At 27.6% G+C, this 22,508-nt stretch carries 18 protein-coding genes; 14 read left to right on the top strand and 4 right to left on the bottom strand.

The annotated features are described in order from the left end of the window. Positions 1-156 precede the first annotated feature (156 nt). Positions 157-789 carry a CatB-related O-acetyltransferase gene (locus tag KGF48_RS15975; protein ID WP_227828841.1) on the bottom strand — a complete coding sequence of 211 codons (633 nt, stop codon included), beginning with the start codon at positions 787-789 and terminating at the stop codon, positions 157-159. A gap of 412 nt (positions 790-1,201) precedes the next feature. Here KGF48_RS15975 and eis point away from each other — a divergent pair, with 412 nt between their 5' ends. Beyond that, positions 1,202-2,413 (top strand): GNAT family N-acetyltransferase, encoded by a 1,212-nt coding sequence (gene eis, locus KGF48_RS15970; RefSeq protein WP_227868241.1) that lies wholly within the window; start codon positions 1,202-1,204, stop codon positions 2,411-2,413. 78 nt (positions 2,414-2,491) lie between these two features. On the opposite strand, the gene KGF48_RS15965 is transcribed toward eis, so the two are convergent. Then, the gene (locus KGF48_RS15965) at positions 2,492-3,400 is read right to left on the bottom strand and encodes a LysR family transcriptional regulator (protein WP_227841057.1); all 909 of its coding nucleotides are present in this window, start codon (positions 3,398-3,400) and stop codon (positions 2,492-2,494) included. 367 nt (positions 3,401-3,767) lie between these two features. Between KGF48_RS15965 and tnpA the strand changes: the two genes are divergently transcribed. The 12 genes from tnpA to KGF48_RS15905 all read left to right on the top strand — a co-directional run bounded on the left by tnpA (position 3,768) and on the right by KGF48_RS15905 (position 18,241). Then, on the top strand, positions 3,768-4,169 hold the full coding sequence (gene tnpA, locus KGF48_RS15960; protein ID WP_227868240.1) for an IS200/IS605 family transposase: 402 nt from the start codon (positions 3,768-3,770) through the stop codon (positions 4,167-4,169). Positions 4,170-4,186: 17 nt separating this feature from the next. After that, on the top strand, positions 4,187-5,146 hold the full coding sequence (locus KGF48_RS15955; protein WP_227868239.1) for a hypothetical protein: 960 nt from the start codon (positions 4,187-4,189) through the stop codon (positions 5,144-5,146). 153 nt (positions 5,147-5,299) lie between these two features. Next, positions 5,300-6,067 carry a type I 3-dehydroquinate dehydratase gene (gene aroD, locus KGF48_RS15950; protein WP_227868238.1) on the top strand — a complete coding sequence of 256 codons (768 nt, stop codon included), beginning with the start codon at positions 5,300-5,302 and terminating at the stop codon, positions 6,065-6,067. Between the two features lie 234 nt (positions 6,068-6,301). Beyond that, on the top strand, positions 6,302-6,868 hold the full coding sequence (locus KGF48_RS15945) for a beta-class carbonic anhydrase (protein ID WP_227828837.1): 567 nt from the start codon (positions 6,302-6,304) through the stop codon (positions 6,866-6,868). Between the two features lie 309 nt (positions 6,869-7,177). Further along, positions 7,178-7,639 carry a MarR family winged helix-turn-helix transcriptional regulator gene (locus tag KGF48_RS15940; RefSeq protein ID WP_227841331.1) on the top strand — a complete coding sequence of 154 codons (462 nt, stop codon included), beginning with the start codon at positions 7,178-7,180 and terminating at the stop codon, positions 7,637-7,639. A gap of 67 nt (positions 7,640-7,706) precedes the next feature. Continuing rightward, positions 7,707-9,953: an ABC transporter ATP-binding protein gene (locus tag KGF48_RS15935; protein WP_227868237.1), complete on the top strand. Its 2,247-nt coding sequence runs from the start codon at positions 7,707-7,709 to the stop codon at positions 9,951-9,953. Then, on the top strand, positions 9,946-11,778 hold the full coding sequence (locus KGF48_RS15930) for an ABC transporter ATP-binding protein (RefSeq protein WP_227434881.1): 1,833 nt from the start codon (positions 9,946-9,948) through the stop codon (positions 11,776-11,778). The genes KGF48_RS15935 and KGF48_RS15930 overlap by 8 nt, the downstream gene beginning before the upstream one ends. 652 nt (positions 11,779-12,430) lie before the next feature. Further along, positions 12,431-13,702 carry a GTPase HflX gene (gene hflX, locus KGF48_RS15925; RefSeq protein WP_413840276.1) on the top strand — a complete coding sequence of 424 codons (1,272 nt, stop codon included), beginning with the start codon at positions 12,431-12,433 and terminating at the stop codon, positions 13,700-13,702. A 232-nt stretch (positions 13,703-13,934) separates the two neighbouring features. Further along, positions 13,935-14,474 (top strand): flavodoxin domain-containing protein, encoded by a 540-nt coding sequence (locus KGF48_RS15920; RefSeq protein ID WP_227861468.1) that lies wholly within the window; start codon positions 13,935-13,937, stop codon positions 14,472-14,474. 208 nt (positions 14,475-14,682) lie between these two features. Next, on the top strand, positions 14,683-16,047 hold the full coding sequence (locus KGF48_RS15915) for an aldehyde dehydrogenase (protein WP_227868236.1): 1,365 nt from the start codon (positions 14,683-14,685) through the stop codon (positions 16,045-16,047). A 146-nt stretch (positions 16,048-16,193) separates the two neighbouring features. After that, complete coding sequence (locus KGF48_RS15910; RefSeq protein ID WP_227828831.1) at positions 16,194-17,360, top strand: AI-2E family transporter; 1,167 nt, start codon at positions 16,194-16,196, stop codon at positions 17,358-17,360. Between the two features lie 98 nt (positions 17,361-17,458). Further along, positions 17,459-18,241 carry an alpha/beta hydrolase gene (locus KGF48_RS15905; protein ID WP_227840922.1) on the top strand — a complete coding sequence of 261 codons (783 nt, stop codon included), beginning with the start codon at positions 17,459-17,461 and terminating at the stop codon, positions 18,239-18,241. A gap of 121 nt (positions 18,242-18,362) precedes the next feature. Here the strand turns inward: KGF48_RS15905 and KGF48_RS15900 are convergent, their stop codons facing one another. After that, positions 18,363-19,016 carry a TetR/AcrR family transcriptional regulator gene (locus KGF48_RS15900; RefSeq protein WP_227840923.1) on the bottom strand — a complete coding sequence of 218 codons (654 nt, stop codon included), beginning with the start codon at positions 19,014-19,016 and terminating at the stop codon, positions 18,363-18,365. Positions 19,017-19,039: 23 nt separating this feature from the next. After that, complete coding sequence (locus KGF48_RS15895) at positions 19,040-20,404, bottom strand: sodium:solute symporter family protein (protein WP_227868235.1); 1,365 nt, start codon at positions 20,402-20,404, stop codon at positions 19,040-19,042. Positions 20,405-21,076: 672 nt separating this feature from the next. Between KGF48_RS15895 and KGF48_RS15890 the strand changes: the two genes are divergently transcribed. After that, positions 21,077-22,507, top strand: a complete 1,431-nt coding sequence (locus tag KGF48_RS15890) for an MFS transporter (RefSeq protein WP_227828827.1) — start codon at positions 21,077-21,079, stop codon at positions 22,505-22,507. The last annotated feature ends 1 nt before the right edge of the window (position 22,508 follow it).

Raw genomic sequence — 22,508 nt, 5'->3', positions numbered from 1 at the left:
ATCTTAGAAAAGTTAATTCATCTTTGTTTTATAACTTTAGTACTATTTTTAATTTTAACTATATCAAAGAGTACTATTGGTAATATAGTAGATTTAAGGGAATTCCTAAAAAGATTTCCCTTAAATCTCGTTTTAAGATAAATTAGTCATAAAATATTAAACTAATTTATCAATAGCTCCTGATTGAATATGTTGAATATTTGATTGGATTTTTTCATATGACCAATCCCACCACTTAATTTTTAATAATTTTGAAATTATATCATCGTTAAATCTTTTCTTTATAATTTTTGCAGGTATTCCTCCAACAATAGAATATGGAGGGACATCATTAGTAACTACAGCTCTTGTTCCAATAATTGCACCATCACCAATTTTTACACCTGACATAATTACAGCATCATAGCCTATCCATACATCATTTCCAATTACAATATCACCCTTATTGTCCCAAGCATCTGTTATATGATTTATGTCTAAACCCCAGTCTTCATAAAAGATTGGAAATGTATAAGTAGAGAGTGATTTCATTGTGTGGTTTCCACTAGTCATTAGAAACTTTGCTTTACATGCAATTGAACAAAATTTTCCGATTATTAATTTGTCATTGTTTATAGGATACTGATATAGTACATTATTTTTTTCAAAATCTCTTGGGTCATTATAAAAGTCGTTATATATTGTATAATCTCCAACTTTTATATTGTCTCTTGTAATCACATTTTTAAGATATACAGTTTGACAATCATTACTTCTTGGATATATTTTATCTGAATTTGGAATAGTCATGTTTAAATCTCTCCTTTATATTATGTTATTTTCCTGACTATCCCATTATTACAATACATCTCTTCATAGAATCACTCCTTACATATTACTTATTTATAGTTTATTATTTTATTTTCAATAAAATATTTTTAACTAAGTCGTATTTTATGATAATTGTCTATTTATTTGATTATATCAAAGTGATAAAAAATTACAAGTATTTAAGATATACTAAATAGAAAGTATTTTTTATTAGGTTAAATAACGTTATTATTGAATTAAACTTTAATTTTCAATAGTGATTTGACTAGAATATATTGGGTATGATAGAATTATGCTTATATAAATATTTATATAGTATTTATGTAAATTTATTATCTATATTATATAAATAGATAGTATTTATATGTATTTATTTTTAGGAGGTTTTATTATGAGTCGACTAGAGAGACTCGAAATGAAGAAAGTAGAAACTAAGCATTTACAACAATTCAATCAATTGTTACGTTATGTATTTCAAGTGACAAACCATGATTTACAACAAGTAGGTTGGGAGGAAAGAGAAATAACCCTTGCTAAACTACCTGTATTAAGACAAGCAGATGTATTTGGTTGGTTTGATGAGGATAAATTAGTATCTCAAATAGCTGTTTATCCATTTAAAATCAATATATTTGGTCAAGAATACGATATGGGTGGTCTTACTGGTGTTGGAACATATCCAGAATATTCTAATTTAGGTCTTATGGATAAATTGATGCGACAAGCATTAACAGATATGAGAGAAAGAAAACAATCTATATCTTATTTATTTCCATACTCAATTCCATATTATCGTCGTAAGGGATGGGAAATAATATCAGATAAGATATCTTTTGAAATTAAAGATACTCAGTTACCAAAACCTAAAGTGGTATCAGGAGAAGTTGAGCGTGTAAGTATAGAACACGAAGATGTCAGAAATGTTTATGAACGCTTTTCTAAAAAGAGCCATGCGTCTATGATTAGAAGTGAGTTAGCATGGGAAGAATACTGGCGTTGGGATTTAGATGACTTAACATGTGCAATTTATTATGATAAAAACCATGAAGCACAAGGTTATGTGTTATATTGGATTTCTGATGAAATATTCTATATTAAAGAAATGGTATTTGTAGAAGAAGAGGCACGTACAGGATTATGGAATTTTATAAGTGCTCACTTTTCAATGATAAATAAAGTGGTTGGGAATACATATACAGATGAACCATTGGCATTTTTACTTGAAGATGGAGATATAGAAGAAAATATAAAACCATACTTTATGGGTAGAATTGTTGATATAGAACAATTTATAAACCAGTATCCATTTAAAGAACAGGAAAATGAAGTAAAGTTAGTCTTTCAATTAGAAGACCCTTTATTAGATTGGAATACAGGAGTGTTTACACTAAATGTTTCTAAAGAGGGTAAAGGTATGTTAATTGCTGGTGGTGATAAGTATGACTTGAAACTTGACATACAAACACTTACAACTATGTTAATTAGTTACAAAAGACCAACTTATCTTCATAGAATAAAAAGAATTATTTGTGATAAAGAAGTAGCAGATTTATTAGAAAATCTTATTGAACGTGAAAATCCATATTTCTCAGATTATTTCTAATAAACTTTAATAAATTTAAAAATATATCTGGGATTGTACAGAGTATTTACTTTGAAACAATCCCTTTTTAACGTATTTTTATTCCATTTTATCAATTAGATTATTGTTTTTACTATAATTAATAATAAAGTTTTTAAAACTATTAACAGCAGGAGTTAAATATTTATTTTTCATTGTAGCTAAATATATGTATCTTTCATGTATAGGATTTGTTATTGATAAAACCTTTACATTAAAATATTTAAGAGCAAAAATATTGGGAACGACTGCTATACCGTAGTTAATAGAAACTAAACCTGCAACAGCTGTATCTTCTTCTGTTTCACATATAATTTGTGGCTTTACATCAACTTTTTCAAAGAGATTATCAATAATTGGTCTAACTCCACTATCTTCACTAAAGAATATAAAAGGGTAATCCTTTGTATCTTTTAAGTCTACACTATCATTTGAGGCCAGAGGATGGCTATATGGTACTATTACAACCAATTCCTCCTGAAGTATAGCTGTAAAATCTATGTTGGGTTCATTTGGAACAAAAGAGCAAAATGCTAAATCAAACTTTTCATCTTTTAAACCCTGGATAATCTTTTTAGTGGTACCTTGGCCAAATGAAAATGAAATATTTTTATTTAACTCTTTTTCTAAAAACTTACCAAGTATATCTGGAATGAAGTAAGCTCCCAATGTATAAATAAATCCTAAGTCTATAACACCTTTTGATATACTGGTATATTCTCTAAGCTTTTTTTCTCCTCTTTCTAATTCACCCAATGCTTTATCAACATAAGTTAAAAAAAACTTACCATATTTAGTCAAACGAACATTTCTTCCTTGTTTTTCAAATAAAAAGGTTCCCAGCTCTTTTTCAAGAGCAGATATAGCATGACTTAAGCTTGGTTGAGTTATAGACAATTGTGTAGCTGCTTTTGTATAGTGTTCAACTTTGGCTAAAACTCTAAAGTAATGCAAATGATTTAGGTTCATTGATATTCAATCCCTTCATAAGTAATGAAATTCGAGTTATTTCTACATAATTATACCATAATTCATAGATTAATTCTATTAATATTAAGAATAATATGCATTATATTAATAATACTTAAATAATATAATGAAATTAGAAGAAAGAGTGTAAAAAAATTAAATGTAAGTATATTTAACCTTTAAGGTTATATAGATTATAAAAAAATATATAGTATTGAATTTTTTAAACACTTAAAAATTTAAATATATTAATGGATTTGAAATTACAGAATAGTGCGGAAAGCCCACTCCTTTAGGTGTGGGATGGATAGCATAAATAGTGTATAAAAAGTATTGACACATACACATAAAATGTTAATATAAGTATATGGAGAATAAATATAGAAGAACTCAAACAACTGTTAGTTTAATTAATTATTATTTTGTATTCTGCCCTAGATATAGAAGAAAAATATTTAATATAGAAGGCTTAGAAGATAGGTTTAAAACATTGGTTAAAAATAAGTGTAAAGAGATGGATATTGAAATTATTGCAATCGAATGTGATAAAGACCATACACATATGTTTTTAAATAGCCTTCCAACTTTAAGTCCTTCTGATATAATGCAAAATATAAAAGGTTATACAAGTAAAATATTAAGAGAAGAATTTATTGAATTATCAAAAATGCCTAGTTTATGGACTAGAAGCTATTTTGTATCTACAGAAGAAAATGTATGTAGTGAAACTATTAAAAAATATGTAGAAAATCAGAAAACAAGATATTAGAAAGTGAGGTGAACACTATGTCAAATTATATATTAACATTGCAATTAAAAACAGAAAAGTTTCAAGAAGATATTATATGTAATATTTTTGATAAGTATAGAAAAGTATATAATTCATGTTTATCAGAGCTATTTAAAAGATATAATCATATGATAGAATCTAAGGAGTATCAAGCAAATTGTAAATATAAGGGCAAACATAGAAATAGAATATTTAGTGATATTAATAAAAAATATAATTTAACAGAGTATTCACTTCATAATTTTGTTAAACCTATTTGTAAATATTATAAACTACATTCTGCCATATCTCAGAAGATAGCCACAAGATGTTTTAATGCTTTTAGTAAATACATATATCATCAAGCTAAACAGGTTAATTATATTAGATATAATGAATTAACATCAATAGAAGGGAAACAAAATTCAACTGGTATTAGTTACAAAGATGGTATTATTAAATTTAATAAAATGACTATTCCAGTAATAATAAAGAACAATGACAACTATGCTCAAAGGGCAATTCAAGATAAAATAAAATATTGTAGAATACTTAAAAAAGAAATTAAAGGTAAGACTAAATGGTATGTACAATTAGTCTTAGAAGGAAGTCAACCTAAAAAAACAACTAATCAAGGAGAAATAAAAGGACAAATTGGTTTAGGTAATGTAGGTATAGATATTGGAACTCAAACTATAGCTATATCTAGTAAATGTGATGTTAAGTTATTGGAGTTAGCTCCTAATGTTAATAATATATATAGGCAATTAAAATTAATTCAACGAAAAATGGATAGAAGTAAACGTGCAACCAATCCTAATAAATTCAATGATAATGGTACTATAAAACAAGGAAATAGAGATAAGTGGATATTTAGTAATCACTATATTAAATTAAAAACACTAATGTTAATGGTGTCGACAGATACTTTGTTAATAAAAGTCTTAGGGAATATGATTAGTGATAATATGTTGTAGGTTATGATTCATTATAACTGAGAGTATTGTAGAAATTCATGTAATACCTAAGAACCCCACGCCTTTAGGCGTAGGAGTTTCAGGATATAATAATATTGTGAAGTAAAATGAATATAAAATCTGATAAAACTTCTATATTTGTGGAGGAGAAATATGAAAAATATAGTACAAGTAAAAAATATTAGAATAGGAGAAGGTATACCTAAAATCTGTGTACCAATAGTTGGAAAAACTAAAGAAGAAATTATTGAAGAAGTTAATGACTTAAAGGGAATTCGTTTGGATGTTGTAGAATGGCGTGTTGATTTCTTTAAGAGTGTAGAAAATATTCAACAAGTTAAAGAGGTCCTTAACGAATTAAGAAAATATATACCAGATATACCTCTATTATTTACATTTAGAAGTATAAAAGAAGGTGGAAAAAAATTAATATCAAAAGATTATTATACTATTTTAAATAAGGAAATTTCTAATACAGGATTAATAGACTTAATAGATGTAGAGCTATTTATGGGAGATGAAATTGTAAATGAAATAGTCGAGTTTGCTCATAAAAAAGAAGTAAAAGTAGTCATGTCAAATCATGATTTTAATAAAACTCCCAAAAAAGAAGAAATTATATGTCGTTTATGCAAAATGCAAAAACTAGGAGCAGACTTACCTAAAATAGCTGTTATGCCACAAAATGAAAGAGATGTTCTAGTGTTGCTTACAGCTACAAATGAAATGGTTCAAGTTTATGCAGATAGACCAATAATAACTATGTCTATGGCAGGAATGGGAGTTATAAGTCGTTTGTGTGGAGAAATATTTGGCTCTTCATTGACTTTTGGAGCAGCTAAAAAGGTTTCTGCACCAGGTCAAATATCAGTTGAAGAACTAAATTCAATACTACACATATTACATAAAAGTATTAATTAATTTAAAAGTATTGATTATATATGATGAAGGTTGATGATGTACTATAAAATATGATTTTGTAGATTTAGTAGGTAATATTATTAATATAACTAATATGTGAAATTATGGAAAAGTAATAATTTTATAAAAATAATTGATAAATATAAATTAAATTATATATGTATATTATGTATATATTGTAGTCCAATAGTGATATAATAATATAAAAAATTTTTATAGAGAGTGAGATTACATATGCGAAAACTTGAAGAGATATTAGAGTATAATAAATCATTTGTGGAAAATAAAGAATATGAACAGTATGCAACATCAAAACATCCAAATAAAAAAATAGTAGTCTTATCTTGTATGGATACAAGATTAACTGAACTTTTACCTAAAGCTATGAATCTTAAAAATGGAGATGTTAAACTGATAAAAAATGCAGGTGCTACTATAATGCATCCATTTGGAAGTATTATGAGAAGTATTTTAGTTGCAATTTATGAATTTGATGTGGATGAAGTTATGGTTGTAGGACACCATGGATGTGGTATGTGCAATGTGGATACAGATAAATTACTAAATAAAATCTTAGATAGAGGAATATCAAATGACGTAATACTTACACTTCGTAGTGCCGGAATTGATACAAAACAATGGTTACATGGATTTGATTCAGCAGAAGATTCTGTAAAAGATAGTATTAATTTAATAAAAAATCATCCTTTAATTCCAGAAGGAATTATTGTGCATGGTTTGATTATATCACCAGAAACTGGAAAAATAGATGTTGTTGTAAATGGATATGAGGATAAATAATATACTGTTATAATATATAAGTAATATATTATTAAATAAGAAGTTGTTTCAAAATTTATTTTATTTTGAGACAACTTTTTTTATTGATAAATTTATGAAAAGGTTTATCTTAAGGTTTTTAATGAAAAATATAAGTAGTTAGCTAATTAAAAAACTTACTATTATTTATTAAAATCATAATCAATTAATAAAAAAATATTTAATAAATGAAATTTATATGAATTTTTTATAAATATATTGAAAAAATGCATATGTTATAGTAAAATAATCATTAGCCGACTAAGTAATATAAAAATAAGGAGGGTAAGTATGAATAGTAATTCTGAAGAAAAATTAAATGATGTTTTTTTGCAATTGATGCGAATATATTTTATAAGAACTCATTTTTATTTTGATAAATTAGGTTTGTACCATGGTCAGCCACAAATACTATTTTCTCTTAAGATGAAAAATGGCCAAAGTCAAAAAGAATTAGCAGATAAAAGAAAAGTAAAAGCATCTACAACTACAGTTATGGTAAAGAGAATGGAAAAAGCTGGGCTTGTAGAAAGAAAACAAGATGAAAAGGACCAAAGAATTTCTAGGATTTTTTTAACAGATAAAGGTCTAGAAGTATGTAACAAAGTAGAGGAATTTAACAAAGAATTAGAAAGAGAATTCTTCTTAGGGTTTAGTGAAGAAGAAAAGATAGTACTTAGAAGACTCCTAATGCAAGTTAGAGACAATTTGAAAGCAGGATGTCATAAGCATGAGCATGAAAAATATTTTTAAGGTTTAAAACAATGTTTTTCAATTTAATGCTATTAGACTAATTAATATTACAGAGGGGAAGAAGTGTATGTTTAAATTAATTAAATATTTAAAGAAGTCAGCCTTATCAATAGTAGTAATAGTATGCTTATTGGTAGTTCAAGCAGTATGTGACCTTTCTTTACCAAAATATACATCTAATATAGTAAATATAGGTATACAGCAAGGTGGAGTAGAAAACTCTGTTCCATCTATAATTAGAAAAAGTGAACTAGATAAGATTACTTTATTTATGGATAAAGATAATAAGGATAAAGTATTAGATAATTACACTTTACTGAATAAGGAAGATTACAGCAAGTATAAAGATAAGTATCCAAATTTAAAAGACGAATCTCTTTATGAGTTAAATACTAAAGACAAAGATACTATAGATGAGTTAAATAGTATTTTTGGTAAATCTATTTTAATTGTATCAGGTCTTGAAGGAGATAGTAAAGAAGTAAAAGCAATGAAATCTCAGATAATGAGTCAACTTCCTACACAAGGGACTCAAGGTGGAGAAGTTGATATATTTAAAGTGTTATCAATGATGCCAATAGAACAACTAGACAAATTAACTAAAGAGATGAGCAAAAGCTTTGAAAGTATGCCAGAAAGTATGATAACACAAAGTTCAGTATCATATGTAAAAGCAGAATATGAAAAAATAGGTATTGATACAGAAAATATGCAAAATAATTATATCTTACTTACTGGTGCAAAAATGCTTGGTATAGCTATGATTAGTATGGTAGCTACAATTACAGTTGGATTTTTAGCAGCAAGAGTAGCAGCAAGTGTAGGAAGAAATTTAAGAAGTGGAGTTTTTAGAAAAGTTATGTCATTTTCAAATAGTGAAATGAATGAGTTTTCTACAGCATCACTAATCACTCGTAGTACAAATGATATTCAACAGATACAAATGTTGATGGTTATGCTACTTAGAATAGTTTTTTATGCTCCAATAATGGCTATAGGAGGAATAATAAAAGTTTTAAATACTAATACTGCAATGGCTTGGATTATAGCAGTTGCAGTAGTAGCTATTTTATCTTTAATAATTGTATTATTCTCAGTTGTTATGCCTAAGTTTAAATTGGTTCAAAAGCTTGTTGATAAGTTAAACTTAGTAAGTCGTGAGATAATTACAGGTATTCCAGTTATCAGAGCTTTTAGTACTGAAAAACATGAAGAAAAAAGATTTGATGAAGCAAATAAAAATTTAACTAAAACAAATCTTTTTGTAAATAGAGTTATGACATGTATGATGCCTGCTATGATGCTTATAATGAACCTTATTACAGTTCTTATAGTTTGGAGAGGTGCATATAGTGTTGATTCTGGAGCAATGCAAGTTGGAGATATGATGGCATTTATACAATACACAATGCAGATAATAATGTCATTCTTGATGATATCAATGATATCTATTATGCTTCCAAGAGCGTCTGTTTCAGCTACACGTATAGATGAAGTATTGGTATCAGATATAAGTATCAAAGACCCAGAAAAATCAAAAGTACAAGAATTTAAAGAAGATAAAAAAGGTCTTGTTGAATTCAAAAATGTTTCATTCATGTATCCAGATGCAGAAGAAGCTATATTGACAGATATATCCTTTACAGCAAAACCAGGAGAAACAACTGCATTTATAGGAAGCACTGGTAGTGGGAAGTCTACTCTTATAAATTTAATTCCTCGTTTCTTTGATGTTACTGAGGGGGAAATATTATTTGGTGGAGTTAATATAAAAAATGTTTCTCAACATGATTTAAGAGAAAAAATTGGATATGTACCTCAAAAAGGAGTATTGTTCTCTGGTACTATAGAATCCAACTTGAAATATGGTAGAAAAGACGCAACAGATGAAGAAATGAGAGCTGCAGCTGAAATAGCTCAAGCTACAGAATTCATTGATTCTAAACCAGAAGCTTTTAAAACTGAAATTTCTCAAGGTGGAACAAATGTCTCTGGAGGTCAAAAACAAAGACTTTCTATTGCAAGAGCAATAGCAAAAAATCCAGAAGTTTATATATTTGATGATAGTTTTTCGGCTCTTGACTTAAAAACTGATGCAGCTCTTCGTAAAGCTTTAAAATCACAAACTGCTGAGAGTACAGTATTAATAGTTGCACAAAGAATTAGTACCATCTTGCATGCAGAACAAATAGTTGTTTTAAATGAAGGAAAAATAGTTGGAATAGGAACACATAAAGAGCTTCTAAAAAATTGCGAAGTTTATGAACAAATAGCTTTATCACAACTTTCAAAGGAGGAGCTAGCTAATGAGTAGAATGGGAAAAGGTCCTATGGGAAAATCTATAGGAGCAGGACAAAAAGCAAATGACTTTAAAGGGACCATGCGAAAACTAATTGCATACTTATCTAAATTTAAAATATCAATAATTTTGGTAATTGTATTTGCTATTGGTAGTGCATCGTTTTCTATAGTAGGTCCAAAAATTTTAGGTAAGGCAACTACAAAGATATTTGAAGGATTAGTGAGCAAAGTTTCTGGAGGCAATGTAGGTATAGATTTTGATGCAATTGGAAAAATTTTAGCATTATTACTTTGCCTTTACTTGGTAAGTGCACTATTCTCTTTTATACAAGGATTCATAATGAGTGGAATTTCTCAAAAAGTATCCTATAATTTAAGACAAGAGATTTCAGTAAAACTAGATAGATTGCCAATGAAGTATTTTGACACTAAAACACATGGTGAAATACTATCAAGAATTACAAATGATATAGATACTCTAAATCAAAGTTTAAATCAAAGTATGACACAACTTATAACATCAGTAACAACTATGATAGGTGTTTTGATAATGATGCTATCTATAAGTGGTATTATGACATTAGTGGCAATTTTAATATTACCAATATCAATGTTTGTAATTTCAAGAATAGTAAAGAAATCACAAAAATACTTTAGATCTCAACAAGAATATTTAGGGAATGTAAATGGGCAAGTTGAGGAAACTTATAGTGGTCAAACAATAGTAAAAGCATTTAATCGTGAAGAAGAAGCAATTAATGAATTTGATAAATTAAATGATAGTTTGTATAATTCAGCATGGAAATCTCAATTTTTGTCAGGGATAATGCAACCACTTATGATGTTTATTGGAAACTTAGGGTATGTAATGGTATCAATCTTAGGAGGTTGGCTTGCAATCAAGAAGACAATTGAGGTTGGAGATATACAGTCATTTATACAATATGTAAGAAACTTTACACAACCAATGACTCAGATTGCACAGGTTGCTAACTTACTACAGTCAACAGCAGCAGCTTCTGAAAGAGTATTTGAGTTTTTAGAAGAGGAAGAAGAAGACCAAGTTGTTGAAAATGCAGTTTCAATAGATGGTTTAGAAGGTAAGATTGATTTTGAAAATGTCAATTTTGGATATAATTCAAATAAGACTATAATAAATGATTTCTCAGTAAATGTTAAACCTGGTCAAAAAGTTGCTATTGTTGGACCTACAGGAGCAGGTAAAACTACTATAGTTAAGCTTTTAATGAGATTTTATGATGTTAATAGTGGTTCAATACTAATTGATGGTCATAATATTAAAGATTTCAATCGTAGTGAGCTTAGAGAAATGTTTGGTATGGTTCTTCAAGATACATGGTTATTTAGTGGCTCGATTATGGAAAACATAAGATATGGTAAACTAAATGCTACAGATGAAGAAGTTATAGAAGCAGCTAAATCTGCACATGTTCATAGATTTATCAAAACATTGCCAGATGGATATAACATGAAATTAAATGAAGAAGCAAGTAATGTTTCTCAAGGTCAAAAACAATTATTGACTATAGCTCGTGCCATTTTAGCAGACCCTAAAATCTTAATATTGGATGAAGCTACAAGTTCTGTTGATACTAGAACAGAAGTATTAATTCAAAAAGCTATGGATAATCTTATGGAAGGTAGAACAAGCTTTGTTATAGCACATAGATTATCAACTATACGTGATGCTGATATGATTCTTGTTATGAATGAAGGAGATATAGTTGAACAAGGAAACCATGAGGAACTTCTAAAGAAAGGTGGATTCTATGCTAATCTTTACAATTCTCAATTTGAAGAAGACGAAGCAATGTAGTAAGAATTTACTTTAAAATATTAGTATCGTTATGAGATAAATATAGAATAAACTAGGTAGATAAGATTATATTTTGTAAGATATAATCTTATCTATTTTTTATGTATTTACAAAGTATGTATTTTGTTATAATATATAGTAAGGAAAATGTTGGAGGTGATTATCAAAATGTATATTTAATCGTATTCTTTAAATTTTATTAATAATAAAATTTAATTTTAATAGTTAACAATTATGTAAAGTTGTGTATTTTAGTTACTTTTATTAGTTGTGTAAAAAACTACTTAAATTTAAGAATTGGGTTAAATATAATATAATAATCACATATTAGTCAACTAGATTGGCATATTTTTAATATATATTTAGAATTTTAATCCTTCTTATAATGTAAGTAGCTTGTTTTGTATTACTTAGATTTATAAGGAGTTTTTTTATTGAAAAAACTACATAATATAATTGAGGAGAGGTGTTTTAAAGTGATTTTTTATATAAGATTAAGAAAATAACGCACGATTATGGTTATTATAATATTAAATTAGAAGTATAATTTAAGGATAAAATTAAACAAGCAAATTCTTAACGAATTTAATTATAGAGCCATAATCTCGTGCTATATATTAAATAAAAAATAGTATATAAGGAGAATATGGATATGGCAAAAAAAGGAATAATAGTAGGACTAAATATAAATAATAAATCTGAGGATTTTAATGAACTAGTGATTGAGCTTGAAAACTTATGTTTAGCATGTAATATTGATGTTGTAGGAAGTATAACTCAAAATGCAAAGCAGGTTAATAGAGCATATTATATTGGTACAGGTAAAGTTGAAGAATTATTAAATTTAATAGAGCAAGAAAAAGCGGATATAGTTGTATTTTATAATGAGCTTTCTACATCACAGCTTAAAAACCTTGAAGAAAAATTTAACTGTGAAATTATAGATAGAACAGCATTAATACTTGATATATTTGCACAAAGGGCAAAAACTAGAGAAGCCAAGCTTCAAGTGGAAGTAGCAAGCTTAAGATATATGTTACCAAGACTTATAGGCTCAAATGAAAATTTAGGGCGTCAAAGTGGTGGAGTAGGTACTAAAAATAGAGGTTCTGGTGAAAAGAAATTAGAGCTTGATCGTAGAAGAATAGAAGAAAAGATAACTTCTCTAAACAGGGAATTAGATGATTTAAAATTCCAACGAGAAACTCAAAGAAATATGAGAAAAAAATCGAATCTTCCAAATGTAGCTTTAGTTGGATATACAAATGCTGGAAAATCTTCAATAATGAATGAATTAGTTGATATATTTAAAAACTCTGAAGAAAAGAAAGTATTTGAAAAAAACATGCTATTTGCGACATTAGAAACTTCTATTAGAAACATAGTTCTTCCAGATAATAAAGAATTTTTATTGTCTGATACAGTTGGATTTGTAAGTAATCTACCACATGATTTAGTAAAAGCATTTAGGTCAACATTAGAAGAAGCATGCGAAGCAGATGTGTTATTACATGTTATTGATGTTTCAAATCCAAGCTATAAAAATCATATTAAAGTAACAGAAGATACTTTAAAGCAAATTGGTGCAAATGATATCCCTATAATAAATGTTTACAATAAAATTGATTTAGTTCAGGAAGAATTATTAAATGATATTGTAGATGATATAGGCAAGGAAGGGATATTTGTTTCAGCCAAAAAAAATATAAATATAGACAAAATGATAAAATGTATTTGTGATAGTATATTTAAAGATTATGTAAGATGTAAGCTTTTGATTCCGTACAGTGAAGGGCATGTAGCTTCTTATTTTAATAATAATACAAGTGTCATAAATACAGAATATATGGAAGAGGGAACTCTTTTAGATGTAGAATGTAGTAATATAGAATATAACAAGTATAAAAAGTATGTTTTAGAATAAACTTTGTAAAAGGTATTGTAATCTAGAATTTACTTAAAGCAGTTAATTTAGAGTTAAGTTGTAAAATTATTATAAATTATAATTTGTATAAAGCGGTATAGCTATCTAAGCTATACCGCTTTATTATATATAATAAAAAATAAGATTATTGACATAAAAGTAATTAATTAATATAATATAAGGTAACTAGTTACTAATTATAGCTACTATCAATATTAAGGAGATAATTGACATGAAAAATACAGTGATAATTTATAAAAGTAAGTATGGTTCAACAAAAAAATATGCTAAATGGCTTTCAGAATCATTAGATTGTGATATTTTTGAAATTAAGGATATTAATCTAGAAAAGATTAGAGATTACAATACAATTATTTTAGGAGGAGGTCTTTATGCTTGCAATATAGCAGGAATTTCTTTTTTTAAAAAGCATTATGAGAAATTAGCAGGTAAAAATCTAATTGTTTTTGGTGTAGGAGCATCTCCATATGATGATTCAGTAATAAGAAAATTGAGAGAAGTTAATTTTAAAGATAAGTTGAATAATATTCCTTGCTTTTATTGTCGTGGTGAATGGGATGAAACAAAAATGTCATGGCTTGATATTACTCTTTGTAGTTTTCTTAAAAAGTCAATAGCTAAAAAACAACGTCAAGGTTTTAATCCAATAGAAGCGCCTTTATTATTAGGAGAAGATTTTGATTGGTGTGATAAAAAGTATCTAAATCCAATACTTGATTATGTGGATAAACTTCAAAACACAAACTTATAACTATATTGTAGTTTATAGAGTAATTAATTCTTAAAAATACAATTTCTTTATCAGTTCTCCTGCATCTAAAAGGGGGGCTTTTTTTATTTGTAAATTTATGTTATATTGATAAGAATTTATTATTGTATAAAAATGATATTAATAGAAATTTAAACAATTTGTTTTAAAAATAGAGTAGTCTAAATTCTTAAAGAGGGGGTTTTAAATAGTGGATATAAATAAGCTAGTAATGATGCAAAGGGAATACTATAATACAGGTAAAACAAGAGATGTATCATTTCGTTTAGGACAGTTAAAAAGGCTAAAGTCAGCTATATTACAAAATGAAGATAAAATACTTGTGGCATTAAAACAGGATTTAAATAAATCAAATTTTGAAGGATTTATGACAGAAGTAGGTATTTTATATAGTGAGTTGAATTTTGCTATAAAAAATATAAAAAAATGGAGCAAAACGAAAAGAGTTCGTTCAAGTATGGTCAATTTTCCATCTATATCTAAGATTATTCCTCAACCTTATGGTGTCACACTTATAATGTCACCTTGGAATTATCCATTTCAATTAGCTCTTATACCATTAGTTTGGTCATTAGCAGCAGGAAATTGTGCAATAATAAAACTTTCTGAGTACTCTGTATTAACTTCACATATAATTAAAGATATACTTGAAAGTATATTTTCAAAAGAATATATTGCAGTAGTTCAAGGTGACCAAGAAGAAAGCGAAAAAGTACTTTTAGAAAAATTCGATTATATATTTTTTACAGGAAGTACTGCTGTAGGTAAAGTAGTTATGAAAGCAGCATCAAAGCATTTAACTCCTATAACTTTAGAGCTAGGAGGAAAAAGCCCTTGTATTATATTAGAGGATGCAGATATAAATCTTACTGCAAAAAGATTGACATGGGGAAAACTAATAAATGCAGGACAAACTTGTGTAGCTCCAGATTATATTTTAGTACATGAGAATAAAAAAGATGAATTAATAGAGAAAATAAAATATTATATTGAACAGTATTTTGGAGAGAATCCATGTGATAATGAACAATTTCCTAAAATCATAAATGAAAAACATTTTAAACGTATAATATCCCTTATTGATATGGAAAAGGTAGTATATGGTGGTAACTATAATAACCATACATTAAAAATAGACCCAACTATAATAGATGATGTTAGTTGGGATGATGATATAATGAAGGAGGAAATATTTGGACCAGTATTTCCTGTTTTGACATATAAAAGTTTAGAAGAAGCTATACAAGAAGTTATACAAAGACCAAATCCACTAGCTCTTTATATATTTACAAAAAATAAGTATCTGGAAAATAAAGTTTTAGAAATGATTCCAGCAGGAGGATGTTGTGTAAATGATACAATTATCCATATAGCTACTAATTACTTACCATTTGGGGGTGTTGGTGAAAGTGGTATGGGCTCATATCATGGTAAAGCAGGATTTGATACATTTACTCATTATAAAAGTGTATTAAAAAAATTAAATTTAGATATTCCTATTAGATATGCACCATATAATGATAAATTAATTAAAATTCTTAAAAAAATGATGTAAACTATATTGTAGAAAAAATACAAATCAAATTAAAAATATATATTTTGATTATATTTTATCAAATTAAAAATTTTAATTTGGCATATTTGTTATAAAAGTAGTAATTTTGTGATAAAATTTAATTATATAGAAATAAGGAGGAACAAATGAAAATTAATTGGAATACAAAGTACACGACAATAGCAATTTATACGTTTATAATAGCTGCTTGTAGTATTATATTCTATCTTGTATCATCACAAATTGATGTATTCTCTAACAATTTAGATATTATGTTTACAACATTGCAGCCATTTATAATAGGGTTTGCTATTGCATATCTTCTGAATTTTATTCTGAAATTTTATGAAGAAAGGCTTTTTATCAAAAGTGAAAAATTAAAAAAACTAAAACAAAAATCAAAAAGAGGATTAGGCCTTTTATTAACATATGCAACAGCTGCATTGATACTTTACTTATTTATGCAATTCGTATTACCTCAAGTAATTGAGAGTATTGTTGGATTAGCAAATGATATACCTATGTATGTAAACAACGCAACTAAGCTTCTTGATAAATTAATGACTGATTTAAATCTTGATGAACAATACTTTAATTTAGCAGTAGATAAATGGAATGAATTTGTCACATACATTATAAAATTTGTAACAGACTTAATACCAATATTAGGAAACATGTTGAAGAATATAGCTTCTAGCATATGGAATATTGTACTAGGATTGATTGTTTCAGTATATTTACTAATTGATAAAGAAAAATTCTATGGATTAAGTAAAAAAATAACTTATGCACTTTTTACAGAAACACAAGCTGCTAAAATTCTAGAATTAACTCACAGAAGTAACTATACATTTGGTAGATTTTTAGGTGGTAAGATATTAGATTCATTTATTATAGGTATTTTGACATTTGTAATACTTACAGTAGTAAAAATGCCATATGCATTATTAATATCAGTAATAATTGGTATTACAAATATTATTCCATTCTTTGGACCACTATTTGGAGCAATACCATCTACAATAATAGTAATGTTTGTTTCTCCAATACAAGCACTATGGTTATTGTTAATTATATTAATAATACAACAGATAGATGGAAATATTATAGGACCTAAAATACTTGGAGACTCAATTGGGATATCTGCATTTTGGATTTTATTCTCATTGTTGGTTGCAGGTAAATTATTAGGCTTTGTTGGAATGGTAATAGGAGTCCCTCTATTTGCAGTAATTTATTCTATAATTAAAGATGTTATTGAGGGTAAATTAGATAAAAAGGGATTACCAACAGATACTTCTGATTATATGTAGTTAAAAATATATAAGTTAATAAAATATTTAAAGCACTGAGACAGCTAAAATCTTGGTGCTTTTTAGATAATAAATTCATTATAGAAGAGGTGTTTTTTGTGGCATTTATAGAATGTAAATTTAAATCAAAATATACAGGAGGAGAAACTGATATAATCGTAGTTTTACCTGTAGCAAATGGAAAAGAACTTTTTACTGGTAAAGAAATATATGATTTTGAAGGTAAGTTTAAAACATTGTACTTGTTTCATGGGCTGGAAGATGACCAAAGTTCATGGATTAGATACACTAATGTAGAACATTATGCCAAAAGTAAAAATATAGCTTTAGTAATACCAAGAGTAGAAACTAGTTTTTACACAGATATGGTGTATGGACATAAATATTTCACCTTTGTAAGTGAAGAGCTACCTAGATTTGTTAGAGCTATATTTCCTTTATCAGATAAGAGAGAAGATAATTTTGTAGCTGGGATGTCTATGGGAGGATATGGAGCTTTAAAATTAGCACTTTCAAAACCAAATGAATTTTCAGCTGTAGCAAGTTTTTCTGGTTCACCTGATATGATTCACGAGTTGGAAAATCAGCAAATAGAAACAAATGCTGATATTCTATTCCATGACTTTGGAAAACCAGAAGATGCTAGAAATAGTGAGAATGATTTACTTTACATACTTAAGAATCTTAAAGAGAGTAATAAAGATATTCCCAAAATTTATCAATTTTGTGGTGATAGGGATTTTTTATATAAGAATAACCAAACCTTTAAAAAATATGCAGAATCTTTAGATGTTGATATTGTATATGAAGAGTGTGTTGGTGGTCATGAATGGCGTCTATGGGATTTGTGGATAAAAAAATTTATAGATGTAATTGGATAAATACTTTATTGTCATTAGGGCAAAACACTATAAAGTATTTTTAAACGTAATAAAGACTGAAATATTAAAATGCAATTATGATTTCAAAATTTCAGTCTCTAAAAAGTTCAATAAAATTTTATTAAGTTCTTATGCGAGTTATTATTGGAGTAAAATTATCAACTATATCTATATAGTATTTACTTAATTCCTCTAAAATATCTTCGCATAAATCAGTGCTGTGACCAAGGTTAATTAGAAACTGTTTTGTAAAATATTTTATTACAGATTGAGAAGATATATCATATTTATGTGAAGTATAGACCCTAATTATCTCTGGTTTCATAGCGAGTATACCAATACAAGAAAGTATCAATTCGTCATGTTCTATAGATTCTTTTTCATTAACATATCTTTTCATGACCATTTCAGTTACACTTCGTTGATAGCTTAAAATAGCTTCCTCATAAGCTATATCTAAATAAAAGTTTCTATATGCTTCATTTTTTAAAAGAAAACAAAGGTCAGCATTCATAGCAAGAAAGAACATCATCATTGTACCTTCTTCATGATAATTATAGATTAAAGATTGCATTTCATCCCTTATATCTTCATATATTATAGCTCCGATTTCACTTTTACTTGAGAAATAATAACTTATTAAGCCTAAATTTATATTGGCTCTTTCTGCAATTTGCCTAGTTGTTGTCTTGTGATAACCTTGTTCAAAAAATAATTCTCTAGCAGCACTTATAATACTAGCTTTTGTTTCCTTACCTTTTTCTGATTTTGACATATTTACTGTGTATACCTTTCTTTTCAATCTTTTTTTGAAAATTTGCTAACTATAAGTATCGTAACCGAACCACCTATTATAGGTACTAGAATTCTGTCAAAGACAGTGAGGATGCCAATCATATTTAAAAATGCTAATATTGCACTTACTATAACAGCACAGATAGCTCCTTTTTTTGTAGCACCTTTCCAGGAAAGACCAATGACAAATGGTGCAAATATTACGCCTGTACATAATGGTGCTGGCCAAAACAATAGTTCTAATAAACTATCAAACTTGAGTGCTATAACTGCTCCTATTATAGCTGTTAAAGCTGAGGCAATTTGAGAGTATTTAAGAGTATTTTTTAAATCATTAAACTCTATATTAGGATGCAATAATTTATTATAAATATCTCTCGATATTATGGCACTCATTGAGGTCATTAATGAGTCAGCCGTAGACATTATGGCAGCTAATATAGCAGCTAAGAATAATACAGAAATTAAAGGAGGTAGAGTTGTTGATATCATTTGAGGTAAAACCTGAACAGATGATATGTTTGGAAATAAACTACCACCAATAGCTCCAATTATGCCTATAGGGAAAGCAAGAAATAATAGTATAAATCCTGCAATAACACTGCTTTTAACTGCATTTTTAGCATTATCAGCACATTGGTATCTCAAAAAACTTTCATAAGAAAATATTGAGCCTAAAACCAATGGTAAAACTGTATACATAAAATCACTAAGCGACTTATTTCCTGGGAAGAATGGTTCTTTTACCATTGATTGTAACATAAGTAAAGGGTTGTCGCCAACTAATTTTAAGCTTATATAAGCCACTATTGGCAAAAATACTACACAAATAGCTAGTTGAATAAATGCTGATACTGCAACTCCCCACATTCCTGATGCATAAGTATATATAATGATTACTATGACTCCTACAATTACAGCTATATCATAAGGAATACCAAATGCAGTAGATACAGAACCAAAAGATATTAATTGACTGCCCATAATAGCTAATATTGATATTGGTGTTACAAGACATTGATAAGCTCTTAAGAATATACTATGACCATATCTAGTTTCAATATAGTCAGCAGGTGTTATATCACAGGATAAGCTTCTTAATTTTCCTGCAAAAAATGCATTTACAAAACAAGCTAAAGCCGCACCTATAGTAGAGTACATACCAACCCATAGTCCTCTTTCAGTTCCCCATTGAACTCCACCAACCAAACATCCTCCCCCAAAAGATGTAGCAGCAATAGTTGCGGCAAGTATGGGTAAAGGAAGATTTCTACCCGCAATTAGGAAATCGGATGCTGTTTTAACTTTTTTAGAAAAATAAAAACCAATCCATATGTACACTGCACACGTAGCAATTAAAAGTAACATAATTTTTTCTCCTTATATAATATTTTTTAAATAAAATTTATAAAATATATTTTAAATATATTTTATATCAAAGTAAGACAATATTGATTTTAACTGGCTTTGGATTAGTGTAGCTACAATAATTTAACATATGATGTTATGTAAAAGTTAGATAAAACAAGAAAATTGAAAATTCTGAAATTAAAGATTATAATAAACGTTTACTTGGTATATTCTTTTTTGTAATTGTAACATGCTTTTATTTTAAAATCAATAGTACATGTATAAAAATAAAAGGGATTTAAAAGGTGGGAAAATATTTTTAATATCTACTTGTAGTATATAAATATAGCGTAAAAATTATTCTTGAATAAATTTATAATGATTTAAAATAACTAGAATTTTGATGAAATAATTTGAAATATATGTTTTAGTGCCACTTTAGATGCATATATTAATAAAAATATATATTTAAATTAAGTATAAATGCCTTTTTAGTTCATTTAAGTAACAAAAAAATAAATCCAAAAAGTGTTTGACAATTATGAATTTTGAGAATATAATTAAATTAAAATTATACACATATAAAAATTTGATTCGAATTATAGAAAGCATGGAGTAGGGTTGAAAATCAAATTATTATACGTGAATAAAAATAAAATAAAGAATAAATTATGTTAAGGAGGGGTAGATGTGAGTAGTCAAGAAAGCAAACCAAAAGGAAATCTTATATCAAACTTTAGAGATGATATGAGAGACCCTAAAAAGAGAGCAGTATACACTTACTCAGGTTCTATAAATTTGGCATATAATTTTATAGGCTACTTTGTATCAACAGTAACAAACATATTTTTAACTGATGTAGCAAAGCTTGGGGTAATTATGGCAGGTGGTATGCAAATAATACAATCTTTCATAAAAATGGCTGTGGCTCCGATAACAGGGACTATATTTGACAAGCAACCATTTAAAAAAGGAAAATATTATCCTTGGCTTAGGTATGCACCTGCAGCATTAGCGCTAACATATGGAGTATTTTTCATAGTTCCATTAATGAAAATAAGTCCAACATTACTTTTACCTTTAATGACAGCATTATTGTTAATAGCATCTTGTGCTCAACAAGTAGTTTTCACTATAATCTATGCTATTTACCCTGTAGTTACTAAAACACCTAGAGACAGAGTTATAGGTTCAACTACTACAAATATATTCAAAGAAGTTGGAAAATTTTTAGTAGGTTTTTCATATCCGTTATTATTAGTTTTATTTGCAGATGTACTAGGTGGAGAAGGAATGGGTTATTTAGGTACTTATCTATTCTTTGCAGTAGGGTGTCTTCTAGTATTTTGGTTTTCTTCAACAGAAATAATAAAGTCTGGAGCAGAAGCTGAAGTACTTCAAAAAGAAGAAAAACCAAAAATTAAAGCAAGTGAAATGCTAAAAGCTTTATTTACTAATGTACCACTTATGATGGCATTCTGTTTAGAGTTTCTTATATGCATAAGATCTATAGGGCTAGGACCTTTAGCTCCTTATTACTTTAAGTATGTAATAGAAGATGAACGTGGTTTGGCAGTATTTTTAGCAATAATGCCTTTGGTAAGTGTAGGATTTATGTTTTTCGCACCAGTGTTTATAAGAATTTGTAAAGAACAAAAATTAGCTTCAATAATTTCTTTCTCTATATGTGCATTATGTCACTTGTTAGTTGCATGGACTCCTTGGGGGAGAACAACTTTAGGTGTAACTATGCTACTGGCAATTGGTGGAGGTTTCTCAAATGTAGTATCAATAATAAATCTTAACTTCTTTGCTGGTTCTTGTGATTATGGACATTGGAAATCAGGAAAAGATTTACCAGGTCTAAGTATGTCACTATATCCAGTTGCAATACAAGTAGGTGTACTACTTGCGACTACTATAAGAACAATTTTAATGAATTCAATGGGATATCAAGCTGATATGGTAGTTACAGCAGCAGTTAAAACAGGTTTTATAAATATGATTTCTTACTCTATGGCAATACCTTTAATAATAGCTATTGTTATAGCAATCTTATATCCAGTAAGTGATAAAAAATTAAATCAAATAAGAGAAGAATTAAATCAAAGAAATGCTTAAT

It is taken from the genome of Clostridioides sp. ZZV15-6388 (assembly GCF_020657755.1).
Taxonomy (GTDB): domain Bacteria; phylum Bacillota; class Clostridia; order Peptostreptococcales; family Peptostreptococcaceae; genus Clostridioides.
This window is presented reverse-complemented; position numbering and strand designations above follow the sequence as displayed.

Excerpts from the sequence above, each read along its gene's own strand:
- KGF48_RS15975 (WP_227828841.1), bottom strand. The coding sequence starts at position 789 with ATGACTATTCCAAATTCAGATAAAATATATCCAAGAAGTAATGATTGT.
- eis (WP_227868241.1), top strand. The coding sequence starts at position 1,202 with ATGAGTCGACTAGAGAGACTCGAAATGAAGAAAGTAGAAACTAAGCAT.
- KGF48_RS15965 (WP_227841057.1), bottom strand. The coding sequence starts at position 3,400 with ATGAACCTAAATCATTTGCATTACTTTAGAGTTTTAGCCAAAGTTGAA.
- tnpA (WP_227868240.1), top strand. The coding sequence starts at position 3,768 with ATGGAGAATAAATATAGAAGAACTCAAACAACTGTTAGTTTAATTAAT.
- KGF48_RS15955 (WP_227868239.1), top strand. The coding sequence starts at position 4,187 with ATGTCAAATTATATATTAACATTGCAATTAAAAACAGAAAAGTTTCAA.
- aroD (WP_227868238.1), top strand. The coding sequence starts at position 5,300 with ATGAAAAATATAGTACAAGTAAAAAATATTAGAATAGGAGAAGGTATA.
- KGF48_RS15945 (WP_227828837.1), top strand. The coding sequence starts at position 6,302 with ATGCGAAAACTTGAAGAGATATTAGAGTATAATAAATCATTTGTGGAA.
- KGF48_RS15940 (WP_227841331.1), top strand. The coding sequence starts at position 7,178 with ATGAATAGTAATTCTGAAGAAAAATTAAATGATGTTTTTTTGCAATTG.
- KGF48_RS15935 (WP_227868237.1), top strand. The coding sequence starts at position 7,707 with ATGTTTAAATTAATTAAATATTTAAAGAAGTCAGCCTTATCAATAGTA.
- KGF48_RS15930 (WP_227434881.1), top strand. The coding sequence starts at position 9,946 with ATGAGTAGAATGGGAAAAGGTCCTATGGGAAAATCTATAGGAGCAGGA.
- hflX (WP_413840276.1), top strand. The coding sequence starts at position 12,431 with ATGGCAAAAAAAGGAATAATAGTAGGACTAAATATAAATAATAAATCT.
- KGF48_RS15920 (WP_227861468.1), top strand. The coding sequence starts at position 13,935 with ATGAAAAATACAGTGATAATTTATAAAAGTAAGTATGGTTCAACAAAA.
- KGF48_RS15910 (WP_227828831.1), top strand. The coding sequence starts at position 16,194 with ATGAAAATTAATTGGAATACAAAGTACACGACAATAGCAATTTATACG.
- KGF48_RS15900 (WP_227840923.1), bottom strand. The coding sequence starts at position 19,016 with ATGTCAAAATCAGAAAAAGGTAAGGAAACAAAAGCTAGTATTATAAGT.
- KGF48_RS15895 (WP_227868235.1), bottom strand. The coding sequence starts at position 20,404 with ATGTTACTTTTAATTGCTACGTGTGCAGTGTACATATGGATTGGTTTT.